The 25,908-nt window shown below is 53.3% G+C and carries 22 protein-coding genes and 1 pseudogene; 6 read left to right on the plus strand and 17 right to left on the minus strand.

Annotation, left to right across the window (positions count from 1 at the left end; genetic code table 11):
• Positions 1-53 precede the first annotated feature (53 nt).
• Positions 54-2,372 (plus strand): glycoside hydrolase family 65 protein, encoded by a 2,319-nt coding sequence (locus MKY64_RS17735; RefSeq protein ID WP_340954709.1) that lies wholly within the window; start codon positions 54-56, stop codon positions 2,370-2,372.
• Here MKY64_RS17735 and MKY64_RS17740 read toward each other — a convergent pair.
• The gene (locus MKY64_RS17740; protein ID WP_209872846.1) at positions 2,362-3,069 is read right to left on the minus strand and encodes an HAD family hydrolase; all 708 of its coding nucleotides are present in this window, start codon (positions 3,067-3,069) and stop codon (positions 2,362-2,364) included. The genes MKY64_RS17735 and MKY64_RS17740 overlap by 11 nt on opposite strands.
• Before the next feature lie 63 nt (positions 3,070-3,132).
• On the opposite strand from MKY64_RS17740, the gene MKY64_RS17745 reads away from it, so the two are divergent.
• The 3 genes from MKY64_RS17745 (at position 3,133) to MKY64_RS17755 (ending at position 5,397) form a co-directional block, all read left to right on the plus strand.
• On the plus strand, positions 3,133-3,426 hold the full coding sequence (locus tag MKY64_RS17745) for an alpha-amylase family glycosyl hydrolase (protein WP_340954715.1): 294 nt from the start codon (positions 3,133-3,135) through the stop codon (positions 3,424-3,426).
• Between the two features lie 109 nt (positions 3,427-3,535).
• Positions 3,536-4,396 (plus strand): AraC family transcriptional regulator, encoded by an 861-nt coding sequence (locus MKY64_RS17750; protein WP_200869495.1) that lies wholly within the window; start codon positions 3,536-3,538, stop codon positions 4,394-4,396.
• A gap of 155 nt (positions 4,397-4,551) precedes the next feature.
• Positions 4,552-5,397, plus strand: coding sequence for a DegV family protein (locus tag MKY64_RS17755; protein ID WP_036721385.1), 846 nt, complete (start codon positions 4,552-4,554; stop codon positions 5,395-5,397).
• A 268-nt stretch (positions 5,398-5,665) separates the two neighbouring features.
• Here the strand turns inward: MKY64_RS17755 and MKY64_RS17760 are convergent, their stop codons facing one another.
• From MKY64_RS17760 to MKY64_RS17790, 7 genes are all read right to left on the minus strand, one after another.
• Positions 5,666-6,466, minus strand: a complete 801-nt coding sequence (locus tag MKY64_RS17760; RefSeq protein ID WP_340954721.1) for a class I SAM-dependent methyltransferase — start codon at positions 6,464-6,466, stop codon at positions 5,666-5,668.
• A gap of 250 nt (positions 6,467-6,716) precedes the next feature.
• Positions 6,717-8,534: a PAS domain-containing sensor histidine kinase gene (locus tag MKY64_RS17765; RefSeq protein WP_340954724.1), complete on the minus strand. Its 1,818-nt coding sequence runs from the start codon at positions 8,532-8,534 to the stop codon at positions 6,717-6,719.
• A 241-nt stretch (positions 8,535-8,775) separates the two neighbouring features.
• Positions 8,776-9,468: an ABC transporter permease gene (locus MKY64_RS17770; RefSeq protein ID WP_340954727.1), complete on the minus strand. Its 693-nt coding sequence runs from the start codon at positions 9,466-9,468 to the stop codon at positions 8,776-8,778.
• Positions 9,461-10,378 carry an ABC transporter ATP-binding protein gene (locus MKY64_RS17775; RefSeq protein ID WP_340954729.1) on the minus strand — a complete coding sequence of 306 codons (918 nt, stop codon included), beginning with the start codon at positions 10,376-10,378 and terminating at the stop codon, positions 9,461-9,463. The genes MKY64_RS17770 and MKY64_RS17775 overlap by 8 nt, the downstream gene beginning before the upstream one ends.
• Positions 10,379-10,482: 104 nt before the next feature.
• The gene (locus tag MKY64_RS17780) at positions 10,483-11,418 is read right to left on the minus strand and encodes a sensor histidine kinase (protein ID WP_340954730.1); all 936 of its coding nucleotides are present in this window, start codon (positions 11,416-11,418) and stop codon (positions 10,483-10,485) included.
• The gene (locus MKY64_RS17785; RefSeq protein ID WP_340954732.1) at positions 11,415-12,164 is read right to left on the minus strand and encodes a response regulator transcription factor; all 750 of its coding nucleotides are present in this window, start codon (positions 12,162-12,164) and stop codon (positions 11,415-11,417) included. Before MKY64_RS17785 ends, MKY64_RS17780 begins: the two co-directional genes overlap by 4 nt.
• 193 nt (positions 12,165-12,357) lie before the next feature.
• Positions 12,358-15,174 (minus strand): S-layer homology domain-containing protein, encoded by a 2,817-nt coding sequence (locus tag MKY64_RS17790; protein ID WP_340954734.1) that lies wholly within the window; start codon positions 15,172-15,174, stop codon positions 12,358-12,360.
• A gap of 299 nt (positions 15,175-15,473) precedes the next feature.
• On the opposite strand from MKY64_RS17790, the gene MKY64_RS17795 reads away from it, so the two are divergent.
• Complete coding sequence (locus MKY64_RS17795; RefSeq protein ID WP_340954735.1) at positions 15,474-15,965, plus strand: DinB family protein; 492 nt, start codon at positions 15,474-15,476, stop codon at positions 15,963-15,965.
• 79 nt (positions 15,966-16,044) lie between these two features.
• Here MKY64_RS17795 and MKY64_RS17800 read toward each other — a convergent pair.
• From MKY64_RS17800 to MKY64_RS17815, 4 genes and pseudogenes are all read right to left on the minus strand, one after another.
• Positions 16,045-16,239, minus strand: a pseudogene (locus MKY64_RS17800) (phosphoribulokinase); the annotation flags it as partial.
• A 1-nt stretch (position 16,240) separates the two neighbouring features.
• Positions 16,241-17,368, minus strand: a complete 1,128-nt coding sequence (locus MKY64_RS17805; RefSeq protein ID WP_340954738.1) for a glycoside hydrolase family 88/105 protein — start codon at positions 17,366-17,368, stop codon at positions 16,241-16,243.
• Positions 17,369-17,403: 35 nt separating this feature from the next.
• Entirely contained in the window at positions 17,404-18,438 is a 1,035-nt protein-coding gene (locus MKY64_RS17810; RefSeq protein ID WP_339313330.1) for a dienelactone hydrolase family protein, read from the minus strand.
• A 56-nt stretch (positions 18,439-18,494) separates the two neighbouring features.
• Positions 18,495-19,385: a pectinesterase family protein gene (locus MKY64_RS17815; protein WP_340954740.1), complete on the minus strand. Its 891-nt coding sequence runs from the start codon at positions 19,383-19,385 to the stop codon at positions 18,495-18,497.
• Positions 19,386-19,459: 74 nt separating this feature from the next.
• On the opposite strand from MKY64_RS17815, the gene MKY64_RS17820 reads away from it, so the two are divergent.
• The gene (locus MKY64_RS17820) at positions 19,460-20,329 is read left to right on the plus strand and encodes a helix-turn-helix domain-containing protein (RefSeq protein ID WP_076079114.1); all 870 of its coding nucleotides are present in this window, start codon (positions 19,460-19,462) and stop codon (positions 20,327-20,329) included.
• Positions 20,330-20,354: 25 nt separating this feature from the next.
• Here the strand turns inward: MKY64_RS17820 and MKY64_RS17825 are convergent, their stop codons facing one another.
• The 5 genes from MKY64_RS17825 to MKY64_RS17845 all read right to left on the minus strand — a co-directional run bounded on the left by MKY64_RS17825 (position 20,355) and on the right by MKY64_RS17845 (position 25,772).
• On the minus strand, positions 20,355-21,806 hold the full coding sequence (locus MKY64_RS17825) for a glycoside hydrolase family 28 protein (RefSeq protein ID WP_340954743.1): 1,452 nt from the start codon (positions 21,804-21,806) through the stop codon (positions 20,355-20,357).
• A 30-nt stretch (positions 21,807-21,836) separates the two neighbouring features.
• Positions 21,837-23,402 (minus strand): glycoside hydrolase family 43 protein, encoded by a 1,566-nt coding sequence (locus MKY64_RS17830; RefSeq protein ID WP_340954746.1) that lies wholly within the window; start codon positions 23,400-23,402, stop codon positions 21,837-21,839.
• A 264-nt stretch (positions 23,403-23,666) separates the two neighbouring features.
• A complete protein-coding gene (locus MKY64_RS17835; protein WP_340954749.1) occupies positions 23,667-24,038 on the minus strand; it encodes a hypothetical protein in 372 nt (123 codons plus the stop codon).
• A gap of 56 nt (positions 24,039-24,094) precedes the next feature.
• Entirely contained in the window at positions 24,095-24,868 is a 774-nt protein-coding gene (locus tag MKY64_RS17840) for a GNAT family N-acetyltransferase (RefSeq protein WP_340954750.1), read from the minus strand.
• Between the two features lie 106 nt (positions 24,869-24,974).
• Positions 24,975-25,772 (minus strand): AraC family transcriptional regulator, encoded by a 798-nt coding sequence (locus tag MKY64_RS17845; RefSeq protein WP_339255005.1) that lies wholly within the window; start codon positions 25,770-25,772, stop codon positions 24,975-24,977.
• Positions 25,773-25,908 lie beyond the last annotated feature (136 nt).

A 25,908-nucleotide genomic window follows, 5' to 3' on the forward strand; every position in this document is an offset into this window, starting at 1 on the left:
TGAGGCACACGGTTCATTTTATATCCCCATCCCCCCTTAAAGGAGCCAAAATCATGAAACAATACTTAACAATCAACGAATGGTCCATTATCGAAGAATCCTTTGATCCGCAAACCCAGGAAATATCCGAAAGCGTATTTAGTATCGGGAACGGATACATGGGCGGCAGAGCCAACTTCGAGGAGCAATACAGCGGGCACAGCCTGCAAGGCAGCTACATGGCCGGGGTCTATTACCCTGACAAGACACGGGTCGGCTGGTGGAAGAACGGGTACCCGGAGTATTTTGCCAAAGTGCTGAACAGCACCAACTGGATCGGAATTAACATCGAGCTGGACGGAACCCCGCTGGATCTGGCTACCTGCACAGTTACAGAGTTCCGCCGCGTACTCAATATGAAGGAAGGCACGCTCTCACGCAGCTTCACCGCAACCACCCAAGACGGCAAAGAAGTGAAGGTTGAGAGCATCCGCATCGTCAGCATGGTCCGTCAGGAGATCGGGGCGATCCGCTATTCGCTCACTCCGCTCAATTTTGCAGGGAATATTACCGTAACCCCCTACCTGGACGGCGATATCAAGAACAAGGACTCCAACTATGACGAGAAGTTCTGGAACGAAGTGGAGAAGAAGGCCGGACCAGAAGGCGGACATTTGACCCTGAAGACCAAAAAGCTTGATTTCCATGTCACCTCCGCCTTCGTCTTCGACATTCTGCTGAATGGGGAGCCGGTTGCGGCCGAAGCAGAGGTACTGGAGCAGGACAAATATGTGGCCAGTACAGTGAATGTTCCGGTACAATCCGGCGAACAGCTGGTTATTTATAAGTATGCTGCGAATGTCACCTCCCGCAATTACGGGCTGGGACAGCTCGTGGATGCCGCCGGGTCGGCACTGCAAAGTGCGCGGGAGGCGGGATTTGTGGCGCTTTTGACAGAACAGGCTGCGGCTTGGGGCGACAAGTGGAAAGAGAGCGACATTATTATTGAGGGCGATGTGTCGGCGCAGCAGGCGATCCGGTTCAATATTTTCCAGCTGAATCAGACGTATACGGGTGAGGATGACCGGCTCAACATCGGGCCGAAGGGCTTCACCGGGGAAAAATACGGCGGCAGCACCTACTGGGATACGGAAGCTTATTGTGTGCCGTTCTATCTCAGTACCGCCGACTCCGCGATTGCCCGCAATCTGCTGATCTACCGCTACAAGCACCTGGAGAAGGCCAAGGAGAACGCCCGTAAGCTCGGCTACCGCAAAGGCGCGCTCTACCCGATGGTCACGATGAACGGTGAGGAGTGCCACAACGAGTGGGAGATTACATTCGAGGAGATTCACCGCAACGGCGCGATTGCCTATGCCATCTATAACTATGTGAATTATACCGGCGACAAGGCTTATCTGGCTCAATACGGCCTGGAGGTGCTGGTGGAGATTGCGCGCTTCTGGGAGGAGCGTGTGAACTACGTGGCGCATAAGGACAAATACGTGATGCTGGGCGTCACCGGCCCGAATGAATACGAGAATAACGTCAATAACAACTGGTACACGAACCGGATGGCCGCCTGGACGATGGAATACACGCTTGAGGCTCTGGCCTATGTGCAGGAGAATGAGGGTTCGCGTTACGCTGAGCTGGCCGACAAGCTGGAGCTGCTGGAGAGCGAAACGGCCAAGTGGAGTGAGATTATCGGCAAAATGTACTATCCCGCTGACGAGGAACGCGGAATCTTCCTCCAGCAGGACGGCTTCCTTGACAAGGAGATCATTCAGGTCAAGGATGTGCTGCCGGAGAACCTGCCGCTGAACCAGAAATGGTCATGGGACCGGATTCTGCGCTCCTGCTTCATCAAGCAGGCAGATGTGCTTCAGGGACTCTACTTCCTCGGCGACCGCTATGATCTGGAGACCAAGAAGCGCAACTTCGACTTTTACGAGCCGATCACCGTGCATGAGTCCTCCCTCTCCCCTTGCATCCATTCCATTCTGGCCAGTGAGCTGGGCTACAAGGAGAAGGCGTATGAGATGTACCTGCGGACCTCGCGGCTGGACCTCGACAATTACAATAACGATACGGAGGACGGCTGCCATACAACCAGCATGGCGGGTACATGGATGTCCGTTGTTCATGGCTTCGGCGGACTTCGCGTGCTGAACGACCGGCTGGTTCTGAACCCGTCTAATCCGGGACACTGGACCTCCTATTCGTTCAAAATTATGTTCCGCGGCTCCCGGCTAAAAGTGACCGTGACCGATGCACAGGTTACCGTCAGCAACGAAACCGAGGTTCCAGCCTCCCTCACCATTCACGGCAAGGAGTATATGGTGAACGGACTAGGCACTGTCAGTGCCAGGGGCGCTTCTGTCACGGTGTAAGCTTATCAGCCCCGAAGATGTATGGCTTCTTCGGGGCTTTTTTTAATAAGAGCTCCACTAATTCTGCCAAATCATCAATAACTGCATCCGCTTCGGCCACTGTGACAAACTGTTGATTCCGTTTCCAGACGGCCTTCATTCCCGCTTCGCGGCTTGCCCGAATATCGTTATCCGGATGATCGCCAACAAAAAGAGCATTGCCCGCGTCTACACCTAATCTTGTTAATGCACGATGAAAGATGGCCGGATCTGGTTTACGGAGTCCCTCCCATTCGGAGATAAGCACCTCATCGAATAAATGCCCGATGTTCAATGCCTTGAAATTATCGTATTGAAATTGACCATAACCGTTCGAGATTAACGCAATCTTCAGATCATGATTCTTCAGTTCAGTAAGCATACTTAATAAATTCGGGAAACCTGTACAGTGCTGCTGGAAGTTGTATAAGTAATCATCCAATAGCAAGTTCCAGTCCAGCTTCGAAATAGAGAACTCTTGTAAGATCTGTTGATATACTTTGTCCTTCCACAGGTAACCGTGATTATCAAGCTCGATAAAGCGCTGAACAAACAGATCGTGATCAATGGTCTGAAGCTCCGGGTAACGCCTGTATTGATCTTGTACGAACTTTAACAGGGATGTATCCCGGTCTAGCAATGTTCCATCCAAATCAAAAAGAACCGCTTGAATTGTCAATCCAATCCCTCCATTCCCTTGCAACCTATAAACCTAATATACCATGGTAATCGAGCTACATTTATGAAAAGAACCTTTTGGAAAGAAGCCGTAGTCTACCAGATCTGCCCGCGCTACACCGAGATTAATGGGGAGCAGGCACCGGCTGATGCGGACTCGGTATTTTATTATTATCAAGAATTGATTCGTCTGCGTAAGCAGCATCCCATTATGGTCTATGCCGATTATGAGCTGCTCTTGCCGGAGCATGAATATATCTATGCCTATACCCGCACCCTGGAAGGTGAAAAGTGGCTAATCCTAGAGCCTGCCGGATCGGGTAGTCTAACGGATGCTGACAAACCCCTTCAAGTATGACATCATAGGTGGATAGGACGCAGGCAGAACCCTGTCATGAATGAGCAGAGAATAACAGGAACATCTGTGCGGTGGTATGATAGGATGATTTCAGAAGGAGATGGGGAGCTTGGAATGGCTGATCCGAATGAAGAATGCACTGGACTATATGGAGCTGAAAATGACTGAAACGCTGCGCATTGAGGAAGTGGCTGAGGTGGCCTTTGTCTCACCGTTCCACTTCCAACGCATGTTCAGTATGCTGACCGGCTTCACCGTGGCCGACTATATCCGCAAGCGCAGATTGACGCTGGCCGCCCAGGAGCTGGCCGTGTCCAAGGTCCGTGTGCTGGATGTGGCGCTGAAATACGGTTACGACTCGCCGGAGTCCTTCGCCAAGGCGTTCCGCAAAGCCCATGGGATTACCCCCTCGGAAGCGCGTAAGTCCGGCGTACAGCTCAAAGCCTTCCCCCGCATCTCGTTCCACCTATCATTGAAGGGAGATCAGGACATGGACTACAAAATCGTGGATAAACCAGCTTTTACCGTCATCGGCAAATCAATAGAGGTAACTACCCGGGACGGGGAGAATCTCCGGAGAATCCCGCAGTTCTGGGACGAATGCAATGAGGACGGCACTTCCGATAAGTTGATCGAGCTTGCGTCTTCCCGCGAATGGCTTGGCATCTGCACGGATATGGATATGAAAAAGGAACAGCTTACCTACTGGATCGGGGTGGAAGGAACGCCGGAGACAGATGCACAAGGGTATGAGACCACTGTCGTTCCGGCCGCCAGCTGGGCAGTCTTCCGGTCCGAGGGTGCTTTGCCGCATGCCATTCAAGGAGTCTGGCAACGCATTTTCCAGGAATGGTTCCCGGGAACCGGCTACGAGCATACCGGCGGCCCTGAGATCGAGTTATACCCGCCCGGCGATACGAGATCAGAGGATTATGTCTGTGAAGTATGGATTCCGGTGATGAAGAAATAAGAACAGTGCTGATATTTGGGGAACGGCTTCGCTGTCTGCTTGGACAGTGGAGCTGTTTTTTTGTTTTGAGATTCTTCCCAAGCTTGGTATAATAAATAGATTATAGTTTTCATAATCTAGTGTATTCTCATCCGAGATCGGTGAAGGAGATATTCATGTCTATCGTAAAAATCTTTTCAGACAGCACTTCCGATTTGCCGCAAGGCTGGAAGGACACATATGATATCGGCATTGTGCCGTTATATGTAGTTTTTGAGAACGGTACCTTCAAGGACGGGGTCGAAATTACCCCCGAGGAGGTCTACCGCCGGGTTGCTGCGGGCGGTGCCCTGCCTAAGACCGCTGCGCCTTCCCCTGCTGATTTCATCGCCGCGTTCCAGCCGGTGATCAGCAGCGGCCATGATATTGTCTATATCAGTCTATCCTCTGCTCTATCTTCTACATATCAGAATGCTCTACTGGCAGCGGGTGAATTCCCGGAGGGCCGGGTGCATGTCGTAGATTCTGAGACCTTATGCGGCGGAATCGCGCTGCTGGTCATGAAGGCTGCACGTGCCGCAGCCGCAGGCGAGAGCGCTGCCAACATCGCAGCAATGATTACCGAAGCCCGTAACCGGGTAGAATCGGAATTCGTTGTCGATACGCTGGACTACTTATACATGGGTGGCCGCTGTTCTGGGATGCAGAACTTTATCGGCAGCCTGCTGAAGATCCGTCCGGTTCTCCGGCTGGTGGACGGAGCCATTGTCCCCGTTGCCCGCATCCGCGGCAAGAAGGAGAAGGCCGTGGAACAGATGCTCCACCATGCGCTGGCGAATGCCGCCGATATGGACAAGGAGCTGCTCATTATTGCCCATACGCTGGCTGAAGAGGATGCCAAAATTCTGGAGACCGCGCTGCGCGCGCAGACCGGTGTTGAGGAAATCGCCGTCATTCATGCCGGCTGTGTCATCGGGAGTCACTGCGGACCTGCTACGGTGGGTCTGATGTATATGCGCTAGAACGGTTGGACCCCGCAGCAGGCATCAGGTCCGGTAGTTGCCGGATCAGGCAACTGCCGAACAGCCACAGCTTACCACAAGAAACAGCAAGTCTCCTGGCGGGGACCTGCTGTTTGTTCGTGTTCATGGGTTGTCTGACGTCTCTGCAACAAGCAAGCGTCCGCAATTGTATGCGGTTTTCCGCCTACATTTGGCCCATGTGCCACCGCGACAGCAGCAAGTCTCCGGGGGACCTGCTGTTTTTCTTTTGCATGGGATTGTATTACGTTTACGTTGTTGTATCGGGATATAACGGGCTCAGCGGCCCCTCAACAGCATCGGCAACCAGCGTGTAGAATTCGGGGAATCCCGGGTGCTCGGCACTCTTGATTTCTTCGAAGGTACGGATATATAATCCTTGCGAAGCGACAGAGGTCAGGATATCCCCCAGCGTCCAGCTCCGCACCACCACTTGTCCTAAGCCGGAACGCTCCTCTTCAGGAAGCAGCTTGGCGAACGCAACTTCACTTTCTCTAAGCGTATCGTCAAAATAATTGCCGGTGGGATGCTGAAGCGTCTTCGTGGTCAGCCATGCCCTGGCGAACGGGTGGAAGTCGGTCAGCAGAAGTCGTCCATTTGCCTTCAGCCGTCTGCGGACCAAGGCAAACACCGCATTCAAATCAGTGAAATAATGCAAAATCCCAAACTCCATCAGCACCACGTCGAACGTTCCCAAGGCTTCTTCTCCGGGGATATTCATTGCGTCTGCACAGATGTAATCCAGCTTCACCCCCGCTGCTTCCGCTACCTCGCAGGCATATAAGCGGTTCTCTTCTGAAATATCCACGACGGTAACATCAGCGCCAAGCAACGAGAAGCAAATGGCCTTCCTGCCGTGAGAGCCAAGCAGATTCAGCACCTTCAAGCCTGACGGATCGCCCGTGTACTTGAGCCAATACCGCAGCGTATGTGCGGGATCCTGCTGCAGCTGCACTGCAAGCTCCTCAGGTGAACCATGGTACTGCGTCCAAGCCTGATAGGCTTTTGTCTCCCAAGCCGCCTTATTCGTACGTGACATCTGCTCTTGCATGTTACTCCCCCTTGTAAGAAGAATTTGGAAATGGCACTTTCTGATTTTACTACAATCCGGTTATAATGCAACAAGCTGAAATCTAATGGTTTACGCTACCCATGCGTTAAAGTCGATATAACGAACAGAAATAACCCGCCCCACTGTATCTTGGGGAACGGGTTGTCTGGCTTGAGAGTTGAGAATACAGGTGATTGTCCTCGATATACGAGAACACAAGTGAGCGTCAGCCCCCGGCTCCGGTTAACCCTCAGGAGAGTAACTCCGGCTCCAGCTCCGCCTCTTCCTTCATAAAAGGCAGCATGAACCGGAAGATCGATCCCCGGTCCTCCTCGCTCTCCACGAAGATCGTTCCGCCCATCAGCTCCACGAGCTGCTTGCAGATGGCAAGTCCCAGTCCGGTTCCGCCGTATTTGCGATTAATGGACGGATGCAGCTGGGAGAAGGACTGGAAGAGCAGATTCAGCTTGCTGTCGGCAATGCCTACACCGGTATCACGGACCGAGAACTCCAGCAGATATTCCGGTGAGGCAGGCAGCGGGATGTTCTTGACTGACAAGGTGACACTGCCCCGATCGGTGAATTTCAGCGCGTTGCCGACCAGATTGACGATAATCTGGCGCAGCCGGCTCGGATCGGTCGTGACGATGTCCGGCACACTGGTATCTGCCCACCAGCGCAAAGAGAGCTTCTTCTCCTCCGCCTTTGGAGTGAACAGATCAATAATGCCCTCCAGCATCTCCCGCAGATCGAAGCGTTCGGATTGCAGCGGCATCTTGCCCGCCTCCATCTTGCTGAAATCAAGGATGTCATTGAGAATCTGCAGCAGGCTGTAGCTGCTGCTGCGCAGAATCTCGGCGTAGCTGCGCTGCTCCTCCCCAAGCTCGGTCTCCAGCAGCAGGTCGGCCATACCGATCATTCCGTTCATCGGCGTACGGATCTCATGGCTCATCATTGCCAGGAAATCCGACTTGGCCTGTGCGGCCCGCTCTGCCGATTCCTTGGCGCGGAGAATCTGCCGCTCGTTCGTAATATCGCTGAAGGAAATAACCACACCGCAGATCATCCCTCTGTCCAGCAGCGGAGCGATCCGGTAATTCACGAAGAAGCTGGTCCCATCCTTGCGCCAGAACACTTCATCCGCCTTGCTGCGGGTAACTCCGTCTTGCAGGGTAAGCGTGATGGGGCACTCCAGCAGAGAATGGAGGGGCGCGCCTCCATGCATGTAATGGATTATCTCCATCATCGGCAGCCCGGTCAGCTCTGACGGCTCGTAGCCCAGCATCTCTGCCCCTTCACGGTTAATGAATATGGTCCGGCCGAGGTTGTCCAGGCCGAAGATTCCGGCAGAGACGGAGTTCAGAATGAGGCTAAGCCGTTTGTCCTCGGCCATCTCGAACACGAATTCGGCCTGCGGCAGCTCCTCGTCATCCTTCGCGGCGGCCACTTCATCCGCATACGCAGAACACTCGTCTCCTGCCTGCACATTCCGCTCAGCACCTGCCGCAAGACTGCTGCTCATGCTCACCCAGCTATGCAGCAGACTGGACAGGGGGCGGTTTCCGGGATCATGGAGGATAGCGAATACACCGGCAATGCCCTCGTCTGTGTGAAGCGGCACATAGCGTACCGTAACCCCTGAACCGCAAGCATTTCCCGTTCCCTTGGCACTTCCAGAACTCCCAGCACTCTCAGTACTTCCAGCACCAGCACTTACCACATTTCCAGCACTGGTACTTCCCGCACTTCCAGCACCATAATTTCCCCCAGGCTCAGCACCGCCGGCCCCTCTCCCCGTCTCTTCATGTCCTTCCGAGGCTTCCACGGCCAGCTCGAAGCTCGATGTAATCCCGGCCAGGGCAGCTGCGAAATGAGCCTCACCGGGCGGATGCATCCGGCAATCGTTCAGTCTGCCTGCCTCTTCGGCACTTAACATCCGGTTGCTGTCCCTGTACCTTCCCTGCCTGTCCAGCACAATGATGAAGTCCGGATGATGATCGAACAACGCCCTATAAGCACTTTCACCAGATAGCGCATTGTCCAGAATAGAAGCCCAGTCCTTAAGCATAGCCCACCTCCTCCGCTGCTCCTTCAACCCTGCTATCGTTAGCGTCCGAAGACTGCAGAAACGCTCTGATTATGTAGAACTCTCTGAATTAGTTCCTATTATAGCAAAAAAAACGTTAGCGGTCGCCAGAAAAACATAGCACTAACCAGGCTGTACAACAACAAAAACAGTGCAAATCCTTCAGGAGGACCGCACTGTCTGCTGCATTTCTAAGAGTGGACCGGCTTCGATTCCGGCAGCCTCAGCTTATATCCTGATGCTCGATCTTGCGGATGGAGAGGTAGGCAATCGCCATACCGGCCAGGGCAAGCGTGATCGAAATCCCGAACAGATCACCCATGCGGAAGCCGCCGAAGCTGTTGCCGGAGGATATCAGCGAGACGATCAACACGGCGGAAACAATCGTGGCCGTTACGGATTTGCGGCGCATTCCGAAGTATAACGGAATCAGCCCGATGCCTGCCGCGTATAGCGCATCCGTCCCCGCGCTGAGCAGATGAGTAGTAATCAGCTCCCGGGTCAATGTCTCCTGAATAACATTCGGGAACACATACAAGCTTCCTGCTAGAAAGCTGCTGATGGCAATATCCGACAGCAAAATGCCGAAGAAGGTAAACAAAAAGACAATGATCAGCTTGGCGGCCATGAGCATTTTGCGCGGTACCGGGTACGTGAACAACACAGTAATCGTATTGTTTTTGTATTCGTCGATGACCAGCTTGCTAAGCAACACAGAGGCGAAGACGATATAAGTCGCTTTTACAAATATGAATACTCCTTGAAAAATCTCGCCATAAGTATCGAATTCCCCATCATCCATCCCTGTAAAAATCAGCAAGATCATAGCAGTAAGAATGGCCAGATCCGCAATCAGCACGCCCTTAAGAAAAGTGAATTTACTCTTGCGCAGCTCCAGCCGGATTAACTTAAACATGGTTGACGCCCCCCATCAGTTCCACAAAATGATCCTCCAGCGAATGATGCTTCTTGCTCATACTCTCCAGCTCCACCTCTGCTGCGGACAGGGCCCGGCTCAGCTCTAGCTGCGGGATGTCTTCATAGACACGAATGGTCCGCGGGTCAAGCACCTTGTAATTGCGGAGGCCCAGCTTCCCCTCCAGGACGAAGACGGCTTTCGTGCACTCGCTGGTCACCAGCTCGATATACTGGGTTTGCTGGCTCCGGATCGTATCCATTGCCACCTGCTCCACCAGCACCCCTTCACGAATTACGCCGATCGTGTCGGCAATCTGCTCGATTTCGCCCAGAATATGGCTGGAGATCAGTAGGGTCATGCCATAATCACGGCTCAGCATACGGAATACCTCGCGCAGCTCCTTGATTCCAAGCGGGTCCAGCCCGTTAATCGGTTCGTCAAGAATCAGCAGCTCCGGCTTGGTCATGACCGCTCTGGCAATGCCCAGCCGCTGCTTCATCCCCAGGGAGAAATTCTTCACCGGTTTGCTGTCCACGGCTCTCAGCTTCACTAATTCGAGCGCTTCCTCTATCGCATTGGCATCATAAAAGCCCATATACTCCCCATGCAGCGCCAGATTCTCGCGGGCACTCAGCTTGTCGTAGAACACCGGGTATTCAATAATGCTGCCCATGCGCTTAAGCATGTCGTAAGAGCGGTGGGTCATTTTCTCCCCGGCAAATTCAATCTCGCCCGCCGTCGGCTTCACCAGATTCGTGATCATTTTCATCACCGTTGTTTTGCCGGCGCCGTTCGGTCCCAGGAATCCGTAAATTTCACCCTGCTTAATCTCCATATTCACACTGCTAACAATTTCGTTATCCTCATAGACCTTGGTCAGATCCCATGTCCGGAGTATCGTTGTCATTTTCCGTTATCCCCTTTAGCATCGTCTTGTTCTTCCTGGTATTTATTCTACAGGGCGGAATTTGCTTTTTTCTTACTGAAATCTTACTTAATTCTTAAGAAGCTTCAGAAGGACTGTCTGGGAAAAGAGAGCGTAAATGCCGTACGCACATTCGGCTGGCTGCTCAGGGAAATAGTCCCGTTCATCTGCTCGGTCAGCCGCTTCGTAATCGTCAGTCCCAGGCCGCTGCCCTGATAGTCGCGGTTACGCGAATCCTCCAGGGTGTACAGCCGCTCGAACACCTTATCCTCGTGGCCTTCGGCGATGCCTTTGCCCCGGTCCCACACTTCTATGCAGACCCGTCCGGCGTCAGGGTACAGCTTCAGCCCCAGCACTCCCCCTGCATTACCGTAGGTAATCGCGTTGGAGAGCAGATTCGTCAGAATCCGGTCCAGTGCCTCATCGTTGCCCATGATATGAAGCGGCTCTTCCGGGATCTCGATCTGCACATCCGTGCCGCTCTCACTAAGCAGATCATAGAAGGAGAGAATATTCCGGCGGCAGACCTCGCCCAGCTCTACCCGCGAGAGCGGGATATCCCGGTCCCCCGACTCCAGCTTCGCCAGATCAAAGAACCGGTTCATCAGCACAATGACCTCACCTGCCTTGGTATGAATCGTCCGCAGCATCCGTTCCTGCTCTTCCTTGGATATCGTCTCATCATGCAGCAGCGTCTCAATATAGCCCAGCACCACCGTCAGGGGCGTCTTCAGATCATGCGACACATTCGCCAGCATTCCGCGCATGGATTGCTCCAGCTTACTCCGCTTAGCCGCTCCCTGATGATTGACATCCAGCAGCCGGTTCAGGTCGGTCAGCAGCTGCTGCACCTGCGGACTGCTGCTCATCAGCAGCAGCCGCTCATGCGATCCGCCTTCTATAATGCTCTCCAGCTTATAGTGAATGTAGTCCAACTGGCGGGCATGCTGCCGTGATTTCAAGAACTGTAACGTAGTGACCACAAGCAACAGTACAAGCAGAACCAGCAACAGAATAATCACAGCAGCACATCCCCCAGCTTGTAGCCGATCCCCCACAGCGTTTTGATATACTCCGGATGGGAGGGATCATCCTCAATTTTCTCGCGCAATCTGCGCATATGTACATTAATTACATTCTCATCGCCATAATAATCCTCTTCCCAGACTTGGCTGTAGATCTGCGCCTTGGTGAATACCCGGCCCGGACTGCTCACGAACAGCTTCAGGATGTGGAACTCCTTGGCGGTCAGCTTCAGCTCTTGCCCGTTTTTCCGCACGGAGAAATTATCCAGGTCCACGCTCAGCCCGCGCAGCTCGATTCCCTTCGGCTTCTCCGGCTGTGTCTCTCCGCCATCCTGCACCCCGCTCCCGGCAGCAGCCTGGCTTCCAGATGCAGCATACCCCGCCCGGCGGATCGCCGCCTTCACCCGGGCTGCCAGTTCAATCATCGAGAACGGCTTGGTAATATAATCATCCGCGCCGAAGCCCAGCCCCAGCGCCTTATCCACATCGCTGTCCTTTGCCGACATAATCAGCACCGGCACAAGGCTGCCGCTGCGGATCATCTGCAGCACATCCGTGCCGCTTCGCTTGGGCAGCATCAGATCCAGCAGCACCAGATCGTAAGTAAGCCCGCCCAGGAACTTGCTCACTGCCATGTCTCCGTCATATGCGATCTCCACCTCATAGCCCTCTTTGGTCAGATAAGAATGGACCATTTCGCTAATCGCTTCATCATCCTCGATCAGCAGCACCCTCTGTTGCATAATGAACCTCCCGTACTCCTATTTGTTAAAGTATATCAATGCTGCAGACGCGATTCTACTAAAAAGAGCTAACCATACATACGGTTGTGTACTGAATGACTATTGAATAAGGTTTACATGCAACAGAGCAGCGGCTCTCCGGCAATGGGAGAAGCGCTGCTCTGTTTTCCTGATCATCTGCTGTATTCGGTTATTATTCCTTAGCCAAAATAATATCGAGGGGATCAACAAGCAAGCCCTCTTCAACTTTAAATTTACGATTTATATCGATTCTCTTTTGATGCTCAGCATCCCAATAGAATAATACATCGTATTCCGCATCCGGCAGATAAAAATCAAAATTGCCATTGGTAACTGTTGCTGCATAGGAAAGCGGAGAATCCGTACCGGCCTCAGTAATCATTAGCACTCCATTAGCATGTGGAGTTCCATCCTCATTATAGATCTTGCCTGATATTGCTAAAGGTACCTTGATATCAATCGGTCCGGCGGCAGGTTCACCATTGACAATTGTTATCTGTGTGCGTAAGGCTATACTTTCTGAATTCTTAATGTTCAGCAGTTGTATGTTATAATCGCCATCCGGTAAATAAAGATCAAACTTACCTGCAACCACAAGGACCCTGTAAATTCCGTAATTCTGAGCATTCATTTGTCTAATTTCCAGCCATCCGTCGTCAATCGGGGAGCCGTCCACGAAGGTAATATTCCCTTCTATTTTGGGAGGCAATTTTATATTCAGATTGCTCATCCCGTCAATGACCTCAAATAAATAATTAATTCTTAATTGATTGTTAGTTTCGCCATGGATTAACATTTCTACGTTATAATGACCGTCGGGTAAATTAAAGTTAAACCTGCCTGCTTGGATTTCGGCACTATACCAGCCAATCGGTCCACTGTCCAGGCGCTGTACAAAAATTTCTCCATTCTCAACTATAGTCCCGTCCGAATACTGAATCGTACCTGCCTGCTGCTCAGGAATGAGAATATGCACCTCTCTATCTGCTTTGCCATTCATAACGTAAAACGTATAGTAAAGTGAAATGCTCTCTTGTGTAGTTGTGGAACGCATGGAGTAAATTCTGTACGTCCCATCCGGCAAATCTATAGAGAATTCCCCGTTCGTCAGTGCAGCGGTGTAAATCATATAATCGCTATCCCGTTCTAGGTACAAGATGCCTGTATCAACAGCCTTCCCGTCTGCACGCTCAATGAAACCTTTTACAACACCATGATTTACAACGGGCGGTGTGGGTGCCACCGTTGACCCAGGTGTTACTATGGGTGTTACTACCGGCCACGAGGATGGGGATGGCGACGGTGAATTCACCGCTGTGGGTGCTACTGTAGCTGTTGGTATTGGCGTTGCTACTGGTGTTGGCGTTGCCGTTGGTGCTGGCGTTGCTACTGGTATTGGCGTTGCCGTTGGTATTGGTGTTGCTATTGGTGTCGGCGTTGCCGTTGGTGCTGGCGTTGCTATTGGTGTCGGCGTTGCCGTTGGTGCTGGCGTTGCTATTGGTGTCGGCGTTGCCGTTGCTATTGGTGTCGGCGTCGGCGTCGCTGCTGGCGCCGGTGTTTCTGCCGTACTGCCGCCTCCACCAGCTCCTCCCCCTCCGCCGCCAACTAGTACAGCCGCTGTTGGGGCCGCCGAAGACGCAGCAACCGTTAGATCAGAACCGGCTATATTTACTTTCACATCTGCCGGAACATCTGTGCCGATCGTAAGTTTACCTGGAGCATTCTCCATCGTAATGCCCGAAGCGTTGACAACCGCATTCCCGATGTTGCCTTTACCTGATATTTGTATACCGGCGTTCATTGTCATGGACTTGATATTGCTGCTATTGGACAATTTATTACTGCCCGCTGTTTTATCAAGATTGACTGCCTCCACAGTGCCCCCGCTGAGTTCGATGTTAAGGCGTGAGGCAAGAATATTTACAGCCTTGAAGCTGCCGGTCAACAGAATGCGGGCATCCGCTGGAATTTCAGGAGATAACGTGAGAGTGCTGATCTCAGCTCCGGTGAGGGATTCAACGGCAGCAGCGGACTGAATCTGAAGGTTATGGATTTGGGTCTTTCCTTCAGCGACCACTCTTACACTGCCATCTTCCTTGTCAACACGTACAGAACCCAGTGTGGAATCGGCAAGATGAATACTGTTCACCCCGCCGCCTTCAATTGCGGTATTGCCTTTTACTGTTACATTCTGGAGCCGCACATCGCCTTCAGCTATGCCTTCTCCCAGCAGCAGATCTCCAGTGATATTCATATTACGGAGTGTGATACCCGGCACGCTGACCACTACATCACTGTCTACTTCCGACATTCCTGACAACGGACCATATATACCTGGTGTTTCATAGATGATTACATATTCATCGGAATCTGCATTTAGCACCGATAGAGCCCTATCCAAAATGACTACGGTCTCTGCCCGGGTTGTATAAGCGAGAGGCCGAAAGTTCCCATCACCGAAACCCTTCATGATACCTTGTTCACTGACAGCCCCGATCGCACCTTTGCTCCAAGCTGCACTCTTAGTAATATCCTTGAACTCAGGAGCCGCAGCCGGTGCTGTCAGCTTGAGCAGCTTGCTGATGATCACAGCCAGCTCTTGCCGGTTGATCTTCTGATCAGGCTTAAAGGTCCCATCCTCGTAGCCTTGAATGTAACCTGCAGCATTAGCCTGCAAAATACTTGAATAATACCATTTACTGCTGGAGATATCGTTAAAATTAGCTTTTTTCGTTTCAGTGAATCCAAAAGCCCTATTAATCAAAACCGTTAATTCCGCCCGGGTGACCGGGTTATCCGGCTTGAATTCCCCATCCGGGTAGCCGGAGATCAGACCTTGATCCATCCACCTGCTGATTTGATCCTTCGCCCAGTTTCCTGCCAGATCCGGCGCATTACCCGCAAAAGCTGCGCCTGCCGGCAATATCGCAAGACATATTGCTAGTGCTCCAGCGACTACTTTTTTGCTTACACTTCTTTTGATAAACAAACTGATTCCCCCGACTATGTAGTTATAAAAGCATACAAATTATAAATTTCCTTGCTCTAACTAATCCTTAAGCCCTATGAATCCGTTAAAATTATAGCATGATTCCGGTAAAAGATTGGTATATTTCCGGATTTTATTTTCTAACCGGGAAAGTGAAAATACCGCCTAATGACTGCCCGGTTCTAGTCATATCATCCAGTCTATGAATTCTGCGAACCTGACAGGCTGTCGTCCAGTTCCTCCTATTATAATGAATGATATAATCTCTTATTCAATCTGACAGACAAGGTGGTATGATCATGGCAACCAAAACCAACAAGCAGCTCATTCTTGAATTCGAATCCTTCATCCCCTATATTCAATCGCTGGACAGCATGGAAGATGCAGACTGGGAGGCTCCGCTGGAGGCCGGAAAATGGTCCCTGCAGGATGTCCTTTGCCACATCATGCTGTGGGACAAATACTTTTATGAGGAGGCCCTGGTCAAAATCCAAGAAGGCCTGCCGCTGACAGCCGCACATCTGGACTTCAATGCATTCAATGCCAATGCGGTATTATACGCCAGAACTATGACCCGGCAGGAAGCCATCCGGCAATTCGTCCTGTACCGGACCAAGATTACCGGGCTTGCGGCCTCTTTCAGCGATGCGGCGCTTGAACAGAATCATCCCGATGGGGACGGCAAGAAATTCAGCATCCGCAAGTATCTGAGAGATTTCATCTCCCACGACAAGCATCATAAGAAGCAGATAGAGAAATATGCAGCATCAGTTGCGGTCCCTAAATCATAAAACTGCGGCCCCGTCTGTCCTCTGAAATCTGGATAGATGGAGCCGCAGTTTTTATCATTCTTTTGAATATAAACGATGCTTAATCTTGATTCCTAATCACAATATCGAACCTCTCATGAACCGGATGCATGAATAACTCATATTGAATTCTGCGCTGTTCGTGGGACTTCATTAAGTATCCGATATCCGTACCGCGCTCAGCCACATCCCGGATTCCCCTGCGCCTCAGCTCGGTCTCCCCATCCGTATGCAGGTATACTTTGAGGTCATACAGCCTATTGCCCGGCAACATACCTCTCCACTTCAAGAGAAGCCAGCAGCAGCGGTGCTACCCCCATAGGTACATCTGATACAACCGCTTCGGAAATGTAGTAATCGTAGGAGCCGTTGCGGTCCTTGCTGAGCCCTGCCCCGTGACAGATCTGGTGCAGATGAACGCCTTGTTCATCTTCGGTCACCAGATGCTTAAGGATTCCCTGGTAGCCGCTTAGCATCGCTGCCTTGAAGGAAGGCTCCAGATAGCGCAGCCGCAGGGCTTTGGCCATCGCATAGACGAACATGCAGGAGCCTGTCGCTTCAAGGTAGTTGCCCTTACGTCCCGCCTGATCCAGCACCTGATACCAGAGGCCGCTCTCTTTATCCTGCACCTCAACCAGTGCACCGCACATCCGCTGGAAGATTCCGATAATGGTGCCGCGCTGCGGATGGGTCAACGGGAAGTGCTCCAGGCAGTCCACGGCGGCCATCGCATACCAGCCCATCGCCCGGCTCCAGAAATGGGCCGACAATCCGGTGGAGGAATCCGCCCACTCCTGCTCCCGGGATTCATCCCAGCCGTGATAGAACAGGCCGGTACGGGGATCACGGGTTCGGCGCTCAATCAGCAGCAGCTGACGGGCAGCTTCATCGATCAGCTCCGGGCGCCCGAAGACTGCCCCGTATTCGGCCAGGAACGGCGAAGCCATGTATAATCCGTCCAGCCACATCTGGAAGGGATATATTTTCTTATGCCAGAAGCCGCCTTCGGAGGTCCGGGGCTGTCCGATGAGCTGCGCTGCCAACAGATGAGCGGCTTCCGCGTAGCGCTGCTCACCCGTCTGACGGTACAGCCAGAACAGATTCTTGCCCTGATTGATCTGATCCAGGTTATATTCCTCCAGCGAATAGGAGCGGATGCTTCCGTCCTCCCCGATGAAGCTGTCCATATGCCGCTGCATGAACGAGAGGTACTCAGGCTCGTTATGCTGCATCCCGGCCCGGGCCACTGACATCAGCAGCATACCGGGGACATACGCCCAGCGCTCCATTACATACTCGTGTTCCCCTTGTTCATTGCATTGACCGATGAAGGTATCCGCGATTCTGCGGGATAAGCCTGTGCTTACTGCTTCTGATATAGACATCTCTATTCCTCCTGTCATTTGCGCTAACTGTTACCCTACTCCTGCGGACCGGCAAGCTGCTTAAGCAGCCAGGCATACGCCGGTTCCCCATGAATCTCATGACCCCCTGTGAAAAAATCCGCCGCAAGCCGCCCTCCATAGCCCTCTGCCGCATAAATCAGCTCAAGCCGGTCCAAGGCTTGCCTCGCGGCGGCGGGACCAAACAAATGGTCCGCATCCCCCGCCTCCAGGAACAGCCCGCGCGGTGCAATCAGGCCCAGCAGGTCCGGCATCTCCGCTTCCAGCAGAATGCCCGGAATGTAATTGTCCAGACAATGATTCCGCGTGAGAATGCTGTCTTGGAACGTATTGGCGTAGCCGCTGACCACCGCACTGCTGATCCGTTCATCCAGTGCAGCCGTGAAGCCTGCCACCAGCCCGCCGCCGGAGATGCCCATAATGCCGATCCGCTCACCGTCCACCTCATCCCGCTGCTGCAGATAATCCAGCGCCCGCATCGTCTCATAGATGCGGAAGCCTGCCATCGTCTGCCCTGTCATCAGCAGCGCCGCGGACAGGCGGAAGCAGGAATTACGTCCGGGCTCGCCGCTGGCAAGATCCTCAGCCAGACGCCTGTCTCCGAAACCGAGTACCTCGGGAGCCGCAACGACGAAGCCTTGCTTCACCAGGGAGACGGCAAAATCCTTATGCAGTCCCGGGTCCCCCGTCCGCTCCGACCCGTCCGGGTTCAAGCCGGTAATCTCGCGGCTGCCGTAGCCATGCCCGTGAATAGCCAGCACAGCCGGGCAGGGAGAGCCTGCCGGCTCTTCCGGGATCAGGAGATACAGGGCCATTCTAAGTCCTTCATAGGTGGTGATCTCTATACGTTCACGGATATATCCGCTGCAGACTGTACGCTCCAGCCGTACCGGTTCAAGTGCCGCCCTCTGAGCAGGGAATCCGCCCAGCCGCTCTATGAACCTCGCGGTAAGGGATGCCCGCCATTGTCCGAATGGAAGGTCTGCGCTGAAGGCAGAGCTGCGCGGTGCAGACGCCGTTAGTTGATTGATATATTGTTCAAGTGATTCCATCAGGGAAATCCTCCAATCCTGAATGCCTGGGTCCGGGTGTACCACGGTCCAAGTGATTAATAGCCCTCGGGATGCCAGCCGTCCAGCACAGACAGGATCCGGTACTGTGCGGCTTCCTCCGCAGTTAACTGGCGAGACCACGCCACCCGGCCTTCGGGGCAAGCGCCCGGGCCGCTGCTGCCGTACTCTTCATAGCGGCTGGACTGCTCCCGGTCCGGCTGCCCCCAGTTATGCCAGCCTTCGCCGGTCACCGATCCGTCCATTACCGTGCGGATGAAGGCGACATGCGCGTAAGGGCGCCAAGGGCGTCCGAGATAGACCTCACTTACCCCTTCGCCGCCGGTAATCCGGCAATCCAGGAACACATAACCGAAGGCGGCTCCCTCCGGCGTTGAAGCCGCTGTGATATACCCTCTGGAGCGCTTGTTATGGAGATGGCAGCGGTCAAACAACGCGGTGGCCGGGCCAAAAATATAATCCACATCCCCCTCAATGTAGCAATCATCATAATATTGCCGCCCCGGCCCGGTATATAGAGTATCCTGGTCCCCTAACAGACGTACACGCCGGAACACAGCCTGCCCGGCATCCACGAACGCCGCGACCGCCTGTCCTGTTCCCGGGCCGGAGGTGTTGCGGATGGTCAGATTCTCGGCAGTGAAGCCTTCTGCGAACACATTAAGCGTTCCGGTGCGGAAGGTACGCAGCGGTTCACCGTCCGCGCCGAGCGTATGGGCATTATCATTCCACGAGATAATGGTGGAATGCTGATCCTCTCCCAGCAGCAGGATGGGCGGGGCTTCGCGGACAACCGTAACCTTTTCCTCATAGATCCCGGGCTTAATCCGTATGGTTACGGCTTGCATCTCCCCCGGCGGAATGGAATCCAGCGCCTCCTGCAGACTGCTGAATCCTTCTCCGGCATTCTTCGAGACTATCATTAACATTGAACGGCTCCTTTCACAGCAACCTGAATGTATTCTATAATAACCGTAACAGCTTCCAGGAGAAGAGGAGATGTATGAACAGCGTATCTGGCCCTAATCCCAAATATTATCTTGAAGACGGACGCTTCAGCATCCAGCATATGAAGCGCAAAGGCATCACTGCCATGCCGCGCCCCCACAGCCATGAATGGACTGAGCTGTATTATCTGACGGACGGGGAGCGTGTATATTTCGTGGACGACCGGGTGGTTACGGTTCACAAAGGCGAGCTGATTCTGATTCCCGGCCGCGAGCTCCATTCCACGGCTAGCTCTGAGAAGGCTGAGTTCGAGCGGATTCTGATCAACTATGACCCGCTGTTGCTGCCCCCGGTGCTGAGGGACGAGCAGCAGTGGTTCCAGAGCCGCCGCTACCGCTTGTTCAGGCTGACCCTGCGCGAGCAGAATGAAGCGGAGTCCCTGCTGAACCGCATGCTGGAGGAATCCCGCCTCCGGCGGCCCTTGTACGAAGCCTGTGTCACCGCGCTATTGACTGAGCTGATGATTCTGCTCCAGCGTTCGGAGAGCACGGCCCAGTCCGGCGGGACCCGCCATCCGCTGCACCATCTGGTAACCGATGTCGCCACCTATATCCGTGCCCATTACCGGGAAGCGCTTACGCTGGAAGAGACCGCCAAGGACTTTTTCATCAGTCCGTCCTATTTGAGCCGGGTATTTCATCGCCTGACCGGCTTTCATTTCCGGGAATATATCGTCCATATCCGGGTCCGCGAGGCCCAGCGCCTGCTGGCCGGTACCCCCGCCAGAATCCAGGAGATTGCAGGGGCAGTCGGCTTCGAGCATCTGTCCCATTTCAATAAAACTTTCAAGAAATCAACCGGCCTGACCCCGCTCCAGTACCGCAAGGAAGCGGGGGCACTGCCTGCACCGGAGTCTGGAGGGTAGTATCCGTTCCGCCCCGTACCTCTGCTTAATGCTCTGTGATGGCCAGCTCTCCTGAACGGACAAGCTCAACATCACTGCACTTATGCATCTGTACCTGCGGCTCCTCCTGCGTCTGCAGCCTGATCCGGTCCAGCTTCAGACCTGCGGCATGGCGCAGGATGATTCCCCGCTTGCTTATGGCGGTGAAGTTCTCCACCGTAAGCGCAGCAAGCGGCATTTCCGGCAGCCCGTTCACCAGCAGCGCGGTTGCCGCCCCGTGGCAGGCCATATTCCGTAGTGTAATGTTACGGAACTGCGGAGTTTCCTCAGTGACCGGAACCTCCTGCTCGTCATAGCCCTCAGACCCCTCAACCCCGGCATAGAACAGGTGGAAGGAGACCGCTTCATGGACGATGCCTGACATCTGTATATTTTCCACCAGGATATCCTCTACTACGCCGCCTCTTCCCCGGGTACTCTTGAAGCGCAGCCCGATGTCCGTACCCATGAACACGCAGTCGTTCACCCGGACCGCATGTACACCGCCCGACATTTCACTGCCGATCACTACCCCGCCATGCCCGTGATAGACCGTACAATGACGTATCGTAATGTACCGGCAAGCTCTTCCTGCCCGGCGGCCCTCCTCATCCTTGCCCGATTTCAGACAGATGGCATCGTCGCCTACATCGAACCCGCAGTGCTCGACCAGCGCATGTGTACAGGACTCCAGATCCAGCCCGTCCCCGTTCTGGGAGTACCATGGATTGCGCACTTGAATATGTCTGATTGTAACCTGCTCACAGCCCATGGGGTGCAGACACCAGGCAGGAGAATTCTGAAAGGTCGGCCCCTCCAGCAGCACTCTGCGGCAATTCCGCAGGCTCAGCAGCGCTGGTCGCAGATACGCCCGAGCAGGAAGGTAGGCTTCCATTGCTGTCTCGCCGTTGTCCTTCAGCTTCAGAACATAAGCTTCTCCCGTAAGCGCTTCCTTGGAAGGCCACCAGATCTCACCCTGTTCATCCAAGGCCCCCCTAGAGGCAAGCAGGCTATTCCACTCCAGTTCCGTCCGCTTGAAGCGCTTCACCGGACGCCAGGCCTCACCGCTGCCATCGAAGATGCCTTCACCGGTAATGGCTACATCGCTCAGATCCTCACCGTCCAGCGGAGCCTGGCACCGCCAGCCGGCAGTCCCTTCGTAATGGGAGAACAGCAGGGGATACCTCGAATAGTCGGGTTCAAAGCATACCAGTGCCCCCCGCTCGGCACACAGATTGATCCGGCTGTGCAGCGTCAGCGGCCCGGTACGCCAGATTCCAGGCGGGATGATCACCGTTCCTCCTCCCGCAGCTGCGCAGGCATCCAGGGTATCCTGTATAGCAGATGTACAGAGCAGCCCTTCAGCTTCTGCCCCATAGTCTGTAATACGGAAGGTCCGCTGTGGAATCTGCGGCAGCTCCGGGATTGGATAAACTTCGGAATCATATTTATTATTCATCGTATTCCTCCATCTCTGTCTAATCAAGATCTATTCAAGCTCTTCATAGCTGAACCAGCCGTAATCCGCAACATTGCTGCTCTGTGCTCCGCCCGCACTGGCATACATTCCGATATAGGCCCCTGTAAAACCTCCGGCCCAATCCGTGCTCAGCACCCGGCCGTCAGCCTTTTCATGCAGTGCGGTCCAGGTGTCTGATCCTGAAGCTCTATAATAAAAGCTGTAATCCTGCCCCCTGGCTTCTACCTTAAGCTGTACGGTATCCAGCGGATAAGGCGCAGAGGCCAGCAATTGCTCAGCTCCTCTGCTGCGCACGGTCAGCTTCAGCAGCTGCCTGCCGTCCTCCAGCGCCCGTTCATAGCGGAAGTGGTTGTCCGCATTCTGGATCAGGGCCAGTCCGGCGCTCTCGCCTGCGGCCTCCGGCTGGAAGCGCATCTCCGCTGCGGCTCTGAAGCTGAGATGCTGCTGCCGTCTTCCGATATAAGCCGGATTGCCGGTCTCTGCAAGCACCTCCGGCTTCAGCCGCAGCCGCAGATGTCCCGGATGCTCGCTGAGGCTCCAGAATTCACCGCGCGGCGTGCGCAGGAAGTTCCAGACGGGGCTAAGCTCCCCGTCAGCAAAATCATCACGCACCGGCAGCAGCGGCCACTGCGTCACCGGCAGATCCGGCGCTGGCCCCTCAAGCTCCAGTACGCCCTTGCCGGGATTCACTACCGGCCATTCGTCCTCCCACTTGACCGGAGCCAGGAAGGTCTCCCGGCCCAGGTTGCGGTAATATCCCCCGCAGGTCCGGGAGGCCAGGCAGAGCATCCACCACTGCCCATGCTGCGTCTCGACAAGTTCCCCGTGACCCGTATTCACGATCGGGTACTCCCTGCCGAGATGGCGGTGGGTCAGGATCGGGTTGGCCCGGTGCCCCTCATAAGGCCCCGTCACGTTCCGGCTTCTGGCAACCGTTACCGCATGGGTATGGCCGGTGCCGCCCTCAGCGATCAGCAGATAATACCATCCTCCTATGGAATACAGATGCGGCCCTTCCTGGGCATGCGCAGTCTTCAGCGCACCTTGCCAGAGACTGTGCTTCGGGCCGGTAAGCCTGCCCTGCGCCAGATCAATCTCCTGCAGCCAGATGTCCATATGCTTCGGATAATCCTGGCCCCCGGGAGGCACCCGGTTACCAGTGTAGTAGACCTTGCCGTCCTTATCGAAGAACAGGGAAGGATCAATGCCGGGCGCATCCTCCAGCCAGACCGGATCTGACCAGTCTCCCGCCGGATCAGCTGTGGTTACATAGAAATTATGCGGCTGCTTGTGATTATCAACAAATGTCGTGATCATATAAAAGAGACCTTGATGGTACCGGAGAGTCGGTGCCCAAATCCCTCTCGACGGGAGAATTCCGTCCAGATTGAGCTGGGACGGACGGTCCAGCACATGGCCCAGCTGACGCCAGTGGACAAGGTCCCTGCTGTGAAAGACCGGAACCCCGGGGTAGAATTCAAAGCTTGAAGTAACCAGATAATAGTCCTCTCCTACACGGATGGCCGAAGGATCAGGGTAGAAGCCCGGCAGCACCGGATTACGGAATGTTCTCAAATTCGGAAGTCCTCCTTCACACGGGCAATAGGTACGAATACTCAATCAACGATAGGTAAGCATAACCCATTATAGTTCGGATAAGTTTAATTTTCTTGCGCTTTCTATGTTCTTTTTCTTGTTTTTTATACTTTCTTGTCCTGCAAACAGAAACAGCGACAGCAGAGGTCGGATAACGTCTCTGGCTGTCGCTGTACTATCGAAGCAGAATTCACTCTGGCAACGGCTTACTGGAATGAATGAATCAGACTGAATTAGATTGCATTAATCAAGTGTTTTAGCATACTCTCTCAGCTGTTCAGGATCACTTGTGTGATAGACCATTTGTTCATGATCAAAAATCACAATTACGGGCCGTTTTGCTTCCAGTCCCAGTGCCTCCAGCCACTTCAGCTTCTTCTCCTCTGTATGCACAGTTACATGAGGGATATGCTCCACGAGCGCAGGCTCGGAATTATGTACCTCATTTACTTCATTATCCCAATCCCGTGAATTGGAGAATATATGCATGTGAAGTACGTTCTCTTCCTTGGACACCAGCTGATCAATGACATCTGCTTTCGTAGGGCCGCAGCCTGCTACAAACAACAAGAATACTGAGACCAGTAAGAATAATCTAAATCTGTGCTTAAGCATACAATTCCCCTCCCTATTCCATCTACATACCCATATATTACTACAATGATTCGGCCCTACTTCCTCACATAGAGCGAATAGGTCTCTGGAGCGGCAAAATGTAGTTTCTGCGCCAATCGGATGGAGGCCGTATTGTGAAGGTCACAGTCCCATCTTGGCGTGATCTGACGTTCTAAGCTCTCCAGGATAAAAGCTTCGGCAACACATTGAGCCACGCCCTTTCCCCTAAACAAAGGATTCGTCACTATATCAATTTCAGCATACTGTTCAGACGAGAATATAGAGACAATTTCCCCAGCAAATACATCGTGTTCTGTAACAAAGAAACCGAAGCCCTTGTCCGCAAAACGCTCCACCGATCCCCAGTATTTCCGGATGTACGCTGCATCGAACTCTCTATTCACCTCAAGCGATTCCTTGTTTGTCCTGTTCAGCCGGAAGCCATCCGGTATACCCGCTCTTCCCGATTGCATGAAACGGTGCTCATTGAAGGTAAAAGAATACCTCGGCATTCGCTGCAGCTTCGCCCCTAAAAGCTCATTGATTCTGCGATCCCATCGTTCAGATGATGAAAATAACGTAAATCTCTGATTAAGCATCTCTCTGCGCTTGAATTCGTGCATAAGCATGGGTGCAAAATCATCATTTGTCTCATCGCCCATCACTGCATAAATGCCTGAAGAAGTACCGATCAGCGCCGAAGACTTATCGACGATGATGTCCCCGTCAATATAACGATCTAATACCGAATACGCAAATGTGGGAAAAGTGTTATCTTGATCAGCATCCATTATATTTCTTGCGGCGATGGCAGAAGCATCCTCTTTCATTACAATTCAATCCTTTCTACAGAACAAACCATTTAGTTCACAACAAATTAGATAAATAACTAATTACATATTAGTATAATATACTGAAATATACAATTGTTATTCATTACACACGGTGCAGCTTACGGTACCGGGATGGCGTTAATCCCAGCTTCGCCGTGAATACCCGGCTCAGGTAGAAGCCGTTCTCGTAACCGCACTGCTGGGCGATCAGTTCAATGGGCAATCTGGAATCCTCCAAGAGCTGGCAGGCCCGTCTGAGCCGGAGTCCGGTTACGAAGTCCGAAGGGGCCATCCCATAGGCTGCACGGAAACGTCGCGTTAATTGTACCGGTGTAATATCAAGGGTAGCAGCCAGCTCCTGCAGGGTCATAGGTGTACAGGCATGCTCTAGCAGCCATTGCTTAGCCTGTTGCATCAGCGGGCCCGGGCTTGTCTCTCCAGAGCGCAGCTCCTCGGATGCACTGCTGCGCTCGATTTCAAGCAGCCTCCACAGATCCTCCAGCATATGCTTCATCCGGCTATAGCCCGGTTCCTCCTGAATCCCTCTTCCGATACTCCGCATATAGCGGTAGGTAGACATCAGGCGCTCCACATCCCTGACAGTCCATCTGCCTCCAAGCGTTGCGGCGTCCTCCGGTCCCCCCTCTTCCTCCCATTCAAATTGTATGAAATGAAAGGTCAACGGACTAAGCGTTCTCCGGTAAAAGGTTGTCCCCGGCGGACATACAATGATGTCCCCGGACCCTCCTTCCCCTTCGTGGTCTCCGAAGCGGTAAGCGAATTGTCCCTGCTCCACCGCAAATAAGGTCCACACAGGGTAGGTGTCGTGCTCCAGCAGGAACTGTTTTTTCTGCTCCCAATAGATGTGGGCTGCCGGACGAACCGACCAATTCATGCGCATGTTCTGACTCCCCTCAGATGCATTATTCAATGAAATAAAGTGTATAAATCAAGAAATTATATGCATGTCATTTGATTATTGATTATTCTATCATGAAACTACGGATATATTAACACACACCAAAGGAGAGGTTCAA

It is taken from the genome of Paenibacillus sp. FSL R7-0210, from assembly GCF_038009085.1.
In the GTDB taxonomy this organism is placed as follows: domain Bacteria; phylum Bacillota; class Bacilli; order Paenibacillales; family Paenibacillaceae; genus Paenibacillus_AQ; species Paenibacillus_AQ silagei.

What these genes read in the sequence shown, in the direction of transcription:
- MKY64_RS17820 (WP_076079114.1), top strand. Translation starts at nt 19,460, where the DNA reads ATGAACAGCGTATCTGGCCCTAATCCCAAATATTATCTTGAAGACGGA.
- MKY64_RS17735 (WP_340954709.1), top strand. Translation starts at nt 54, where the DNA reads ATGAAACAATACTTAACAATCAACGAATGGTCCATTATCGAAGAATCC.
- MKY64_RS17775 (WP_340954729.1), bottom strand. Translation starts at nt 10,378, where the DNA reads ATGACAACGATACTCCGGACATGGGATCTGACCAAGGTCTATGAGGAT.
- MKY64_RS17785 (WP_340954732.1), bottom strand. Translation starts at nt 12,164, where the DNA reads ATGCAACAGAGGGTGCTGCTGATCGAGGATGATGAAGCGATTAGCGAA.
- MKY64_RS17810 (WP_339313330.1), bottom strand. Translation starts at nt 18,438, where the DNA reads ATGGAATCACTTGAACAATATATCAATCAACTAACGGCGTCTGCACCG.
- MKY64_RS17765 (WP_340954724.1), bottom strand. Translation starts at nt 8,534, where the DNA reads ATGCTTAAGGACTGGGCTTCTATTCTGGACAATGCGCTATCTGGTGAA.
- MKY64_RS17815 (WP_340954740.1), bottom strand. Translation starts at nt 19,385, where the DNA reads ATGTTAATGATAGTCTCGAAGAATGCCGGAGAAGGATTCAGCAGTCTG.
- MKY64_RS17760 (WP_340954721.1), bottom strand. Translation starts at nt 6,466, where the DNA reads ATGCAAGAGCAGATGTCACGTACGAATAAGGCGGCTTGGGAGACAAAA.
- MKY64_RS17755 (WP_036721385.1), top strand. Translation starts at nt 4,552, where the DNA reads ATGTCTATCGTAAAAATCTTTTCAGACAGCACTTCCGATTTGCCGCAA.
- MKY64_RS17840 (WP_340954750.1), bottom strand. Translation starts at nt 24,868, where the DNA reads ATGAAAGAGGATGCTTCTGCCATCGCCGCAAGAAATATAATGGATGCT.
- MKY64_RS17835 (WP_340954749.1), bottom strand. Translation starts at nt 24,038, where the DNA reads ATGCTTAAGCACAGATTTAGATTATTCTTACTGGTCTCAGTATTCTTG.
- MKY64_RS17805 (WP_340954738.1), bottom strand. Translation starts at nt 17,368, where the DNA reads ATGTCTATATCAGAAGCAGTAAGCACAGGCTTATCCCGCAGAATCGCG.
- MKY64_RS17770 (WP_340954727.1), bottom strand. Translation starts at nt 9,468, where the DNA reads ATGTTTAAGTTAATCCGGCTGGAGCTGCGCAAGAGTAAATTCACTTTT.
- MKY64_RS17745 (WP_340954715.1), top strand. Translation starts at nt 3,133, where the DNA reads ATGAAAAGAACCTTTTGGAAAGAAGCCGTAGTCTACCAGATCTGCCCG.
- MKY64_RS17845 (WP_339255005.1), bottom strand. Translation starts at nt 25,772, where the DNA reads ATGCGCATGAATTGGTCGGTTCGTCCGGCAGCCCACATCTATTGGGAG.
- MKY64_RS17795 (WP_340954735.1), top strand. Translation starts at nt 15,474, where the DNA reads ATGGCAACCAAAACCAACAAGCAGCTCATTCTTGAATTCGAATCCTTC.
- MKY64_RS17825 (WP_340954743.1), bottom strand. Translation starts at nt 21,806, where the DNA reads ATGAATAATAAATATGATTCCGAAGTTTATCCAATCCCGGAGCTGCCG.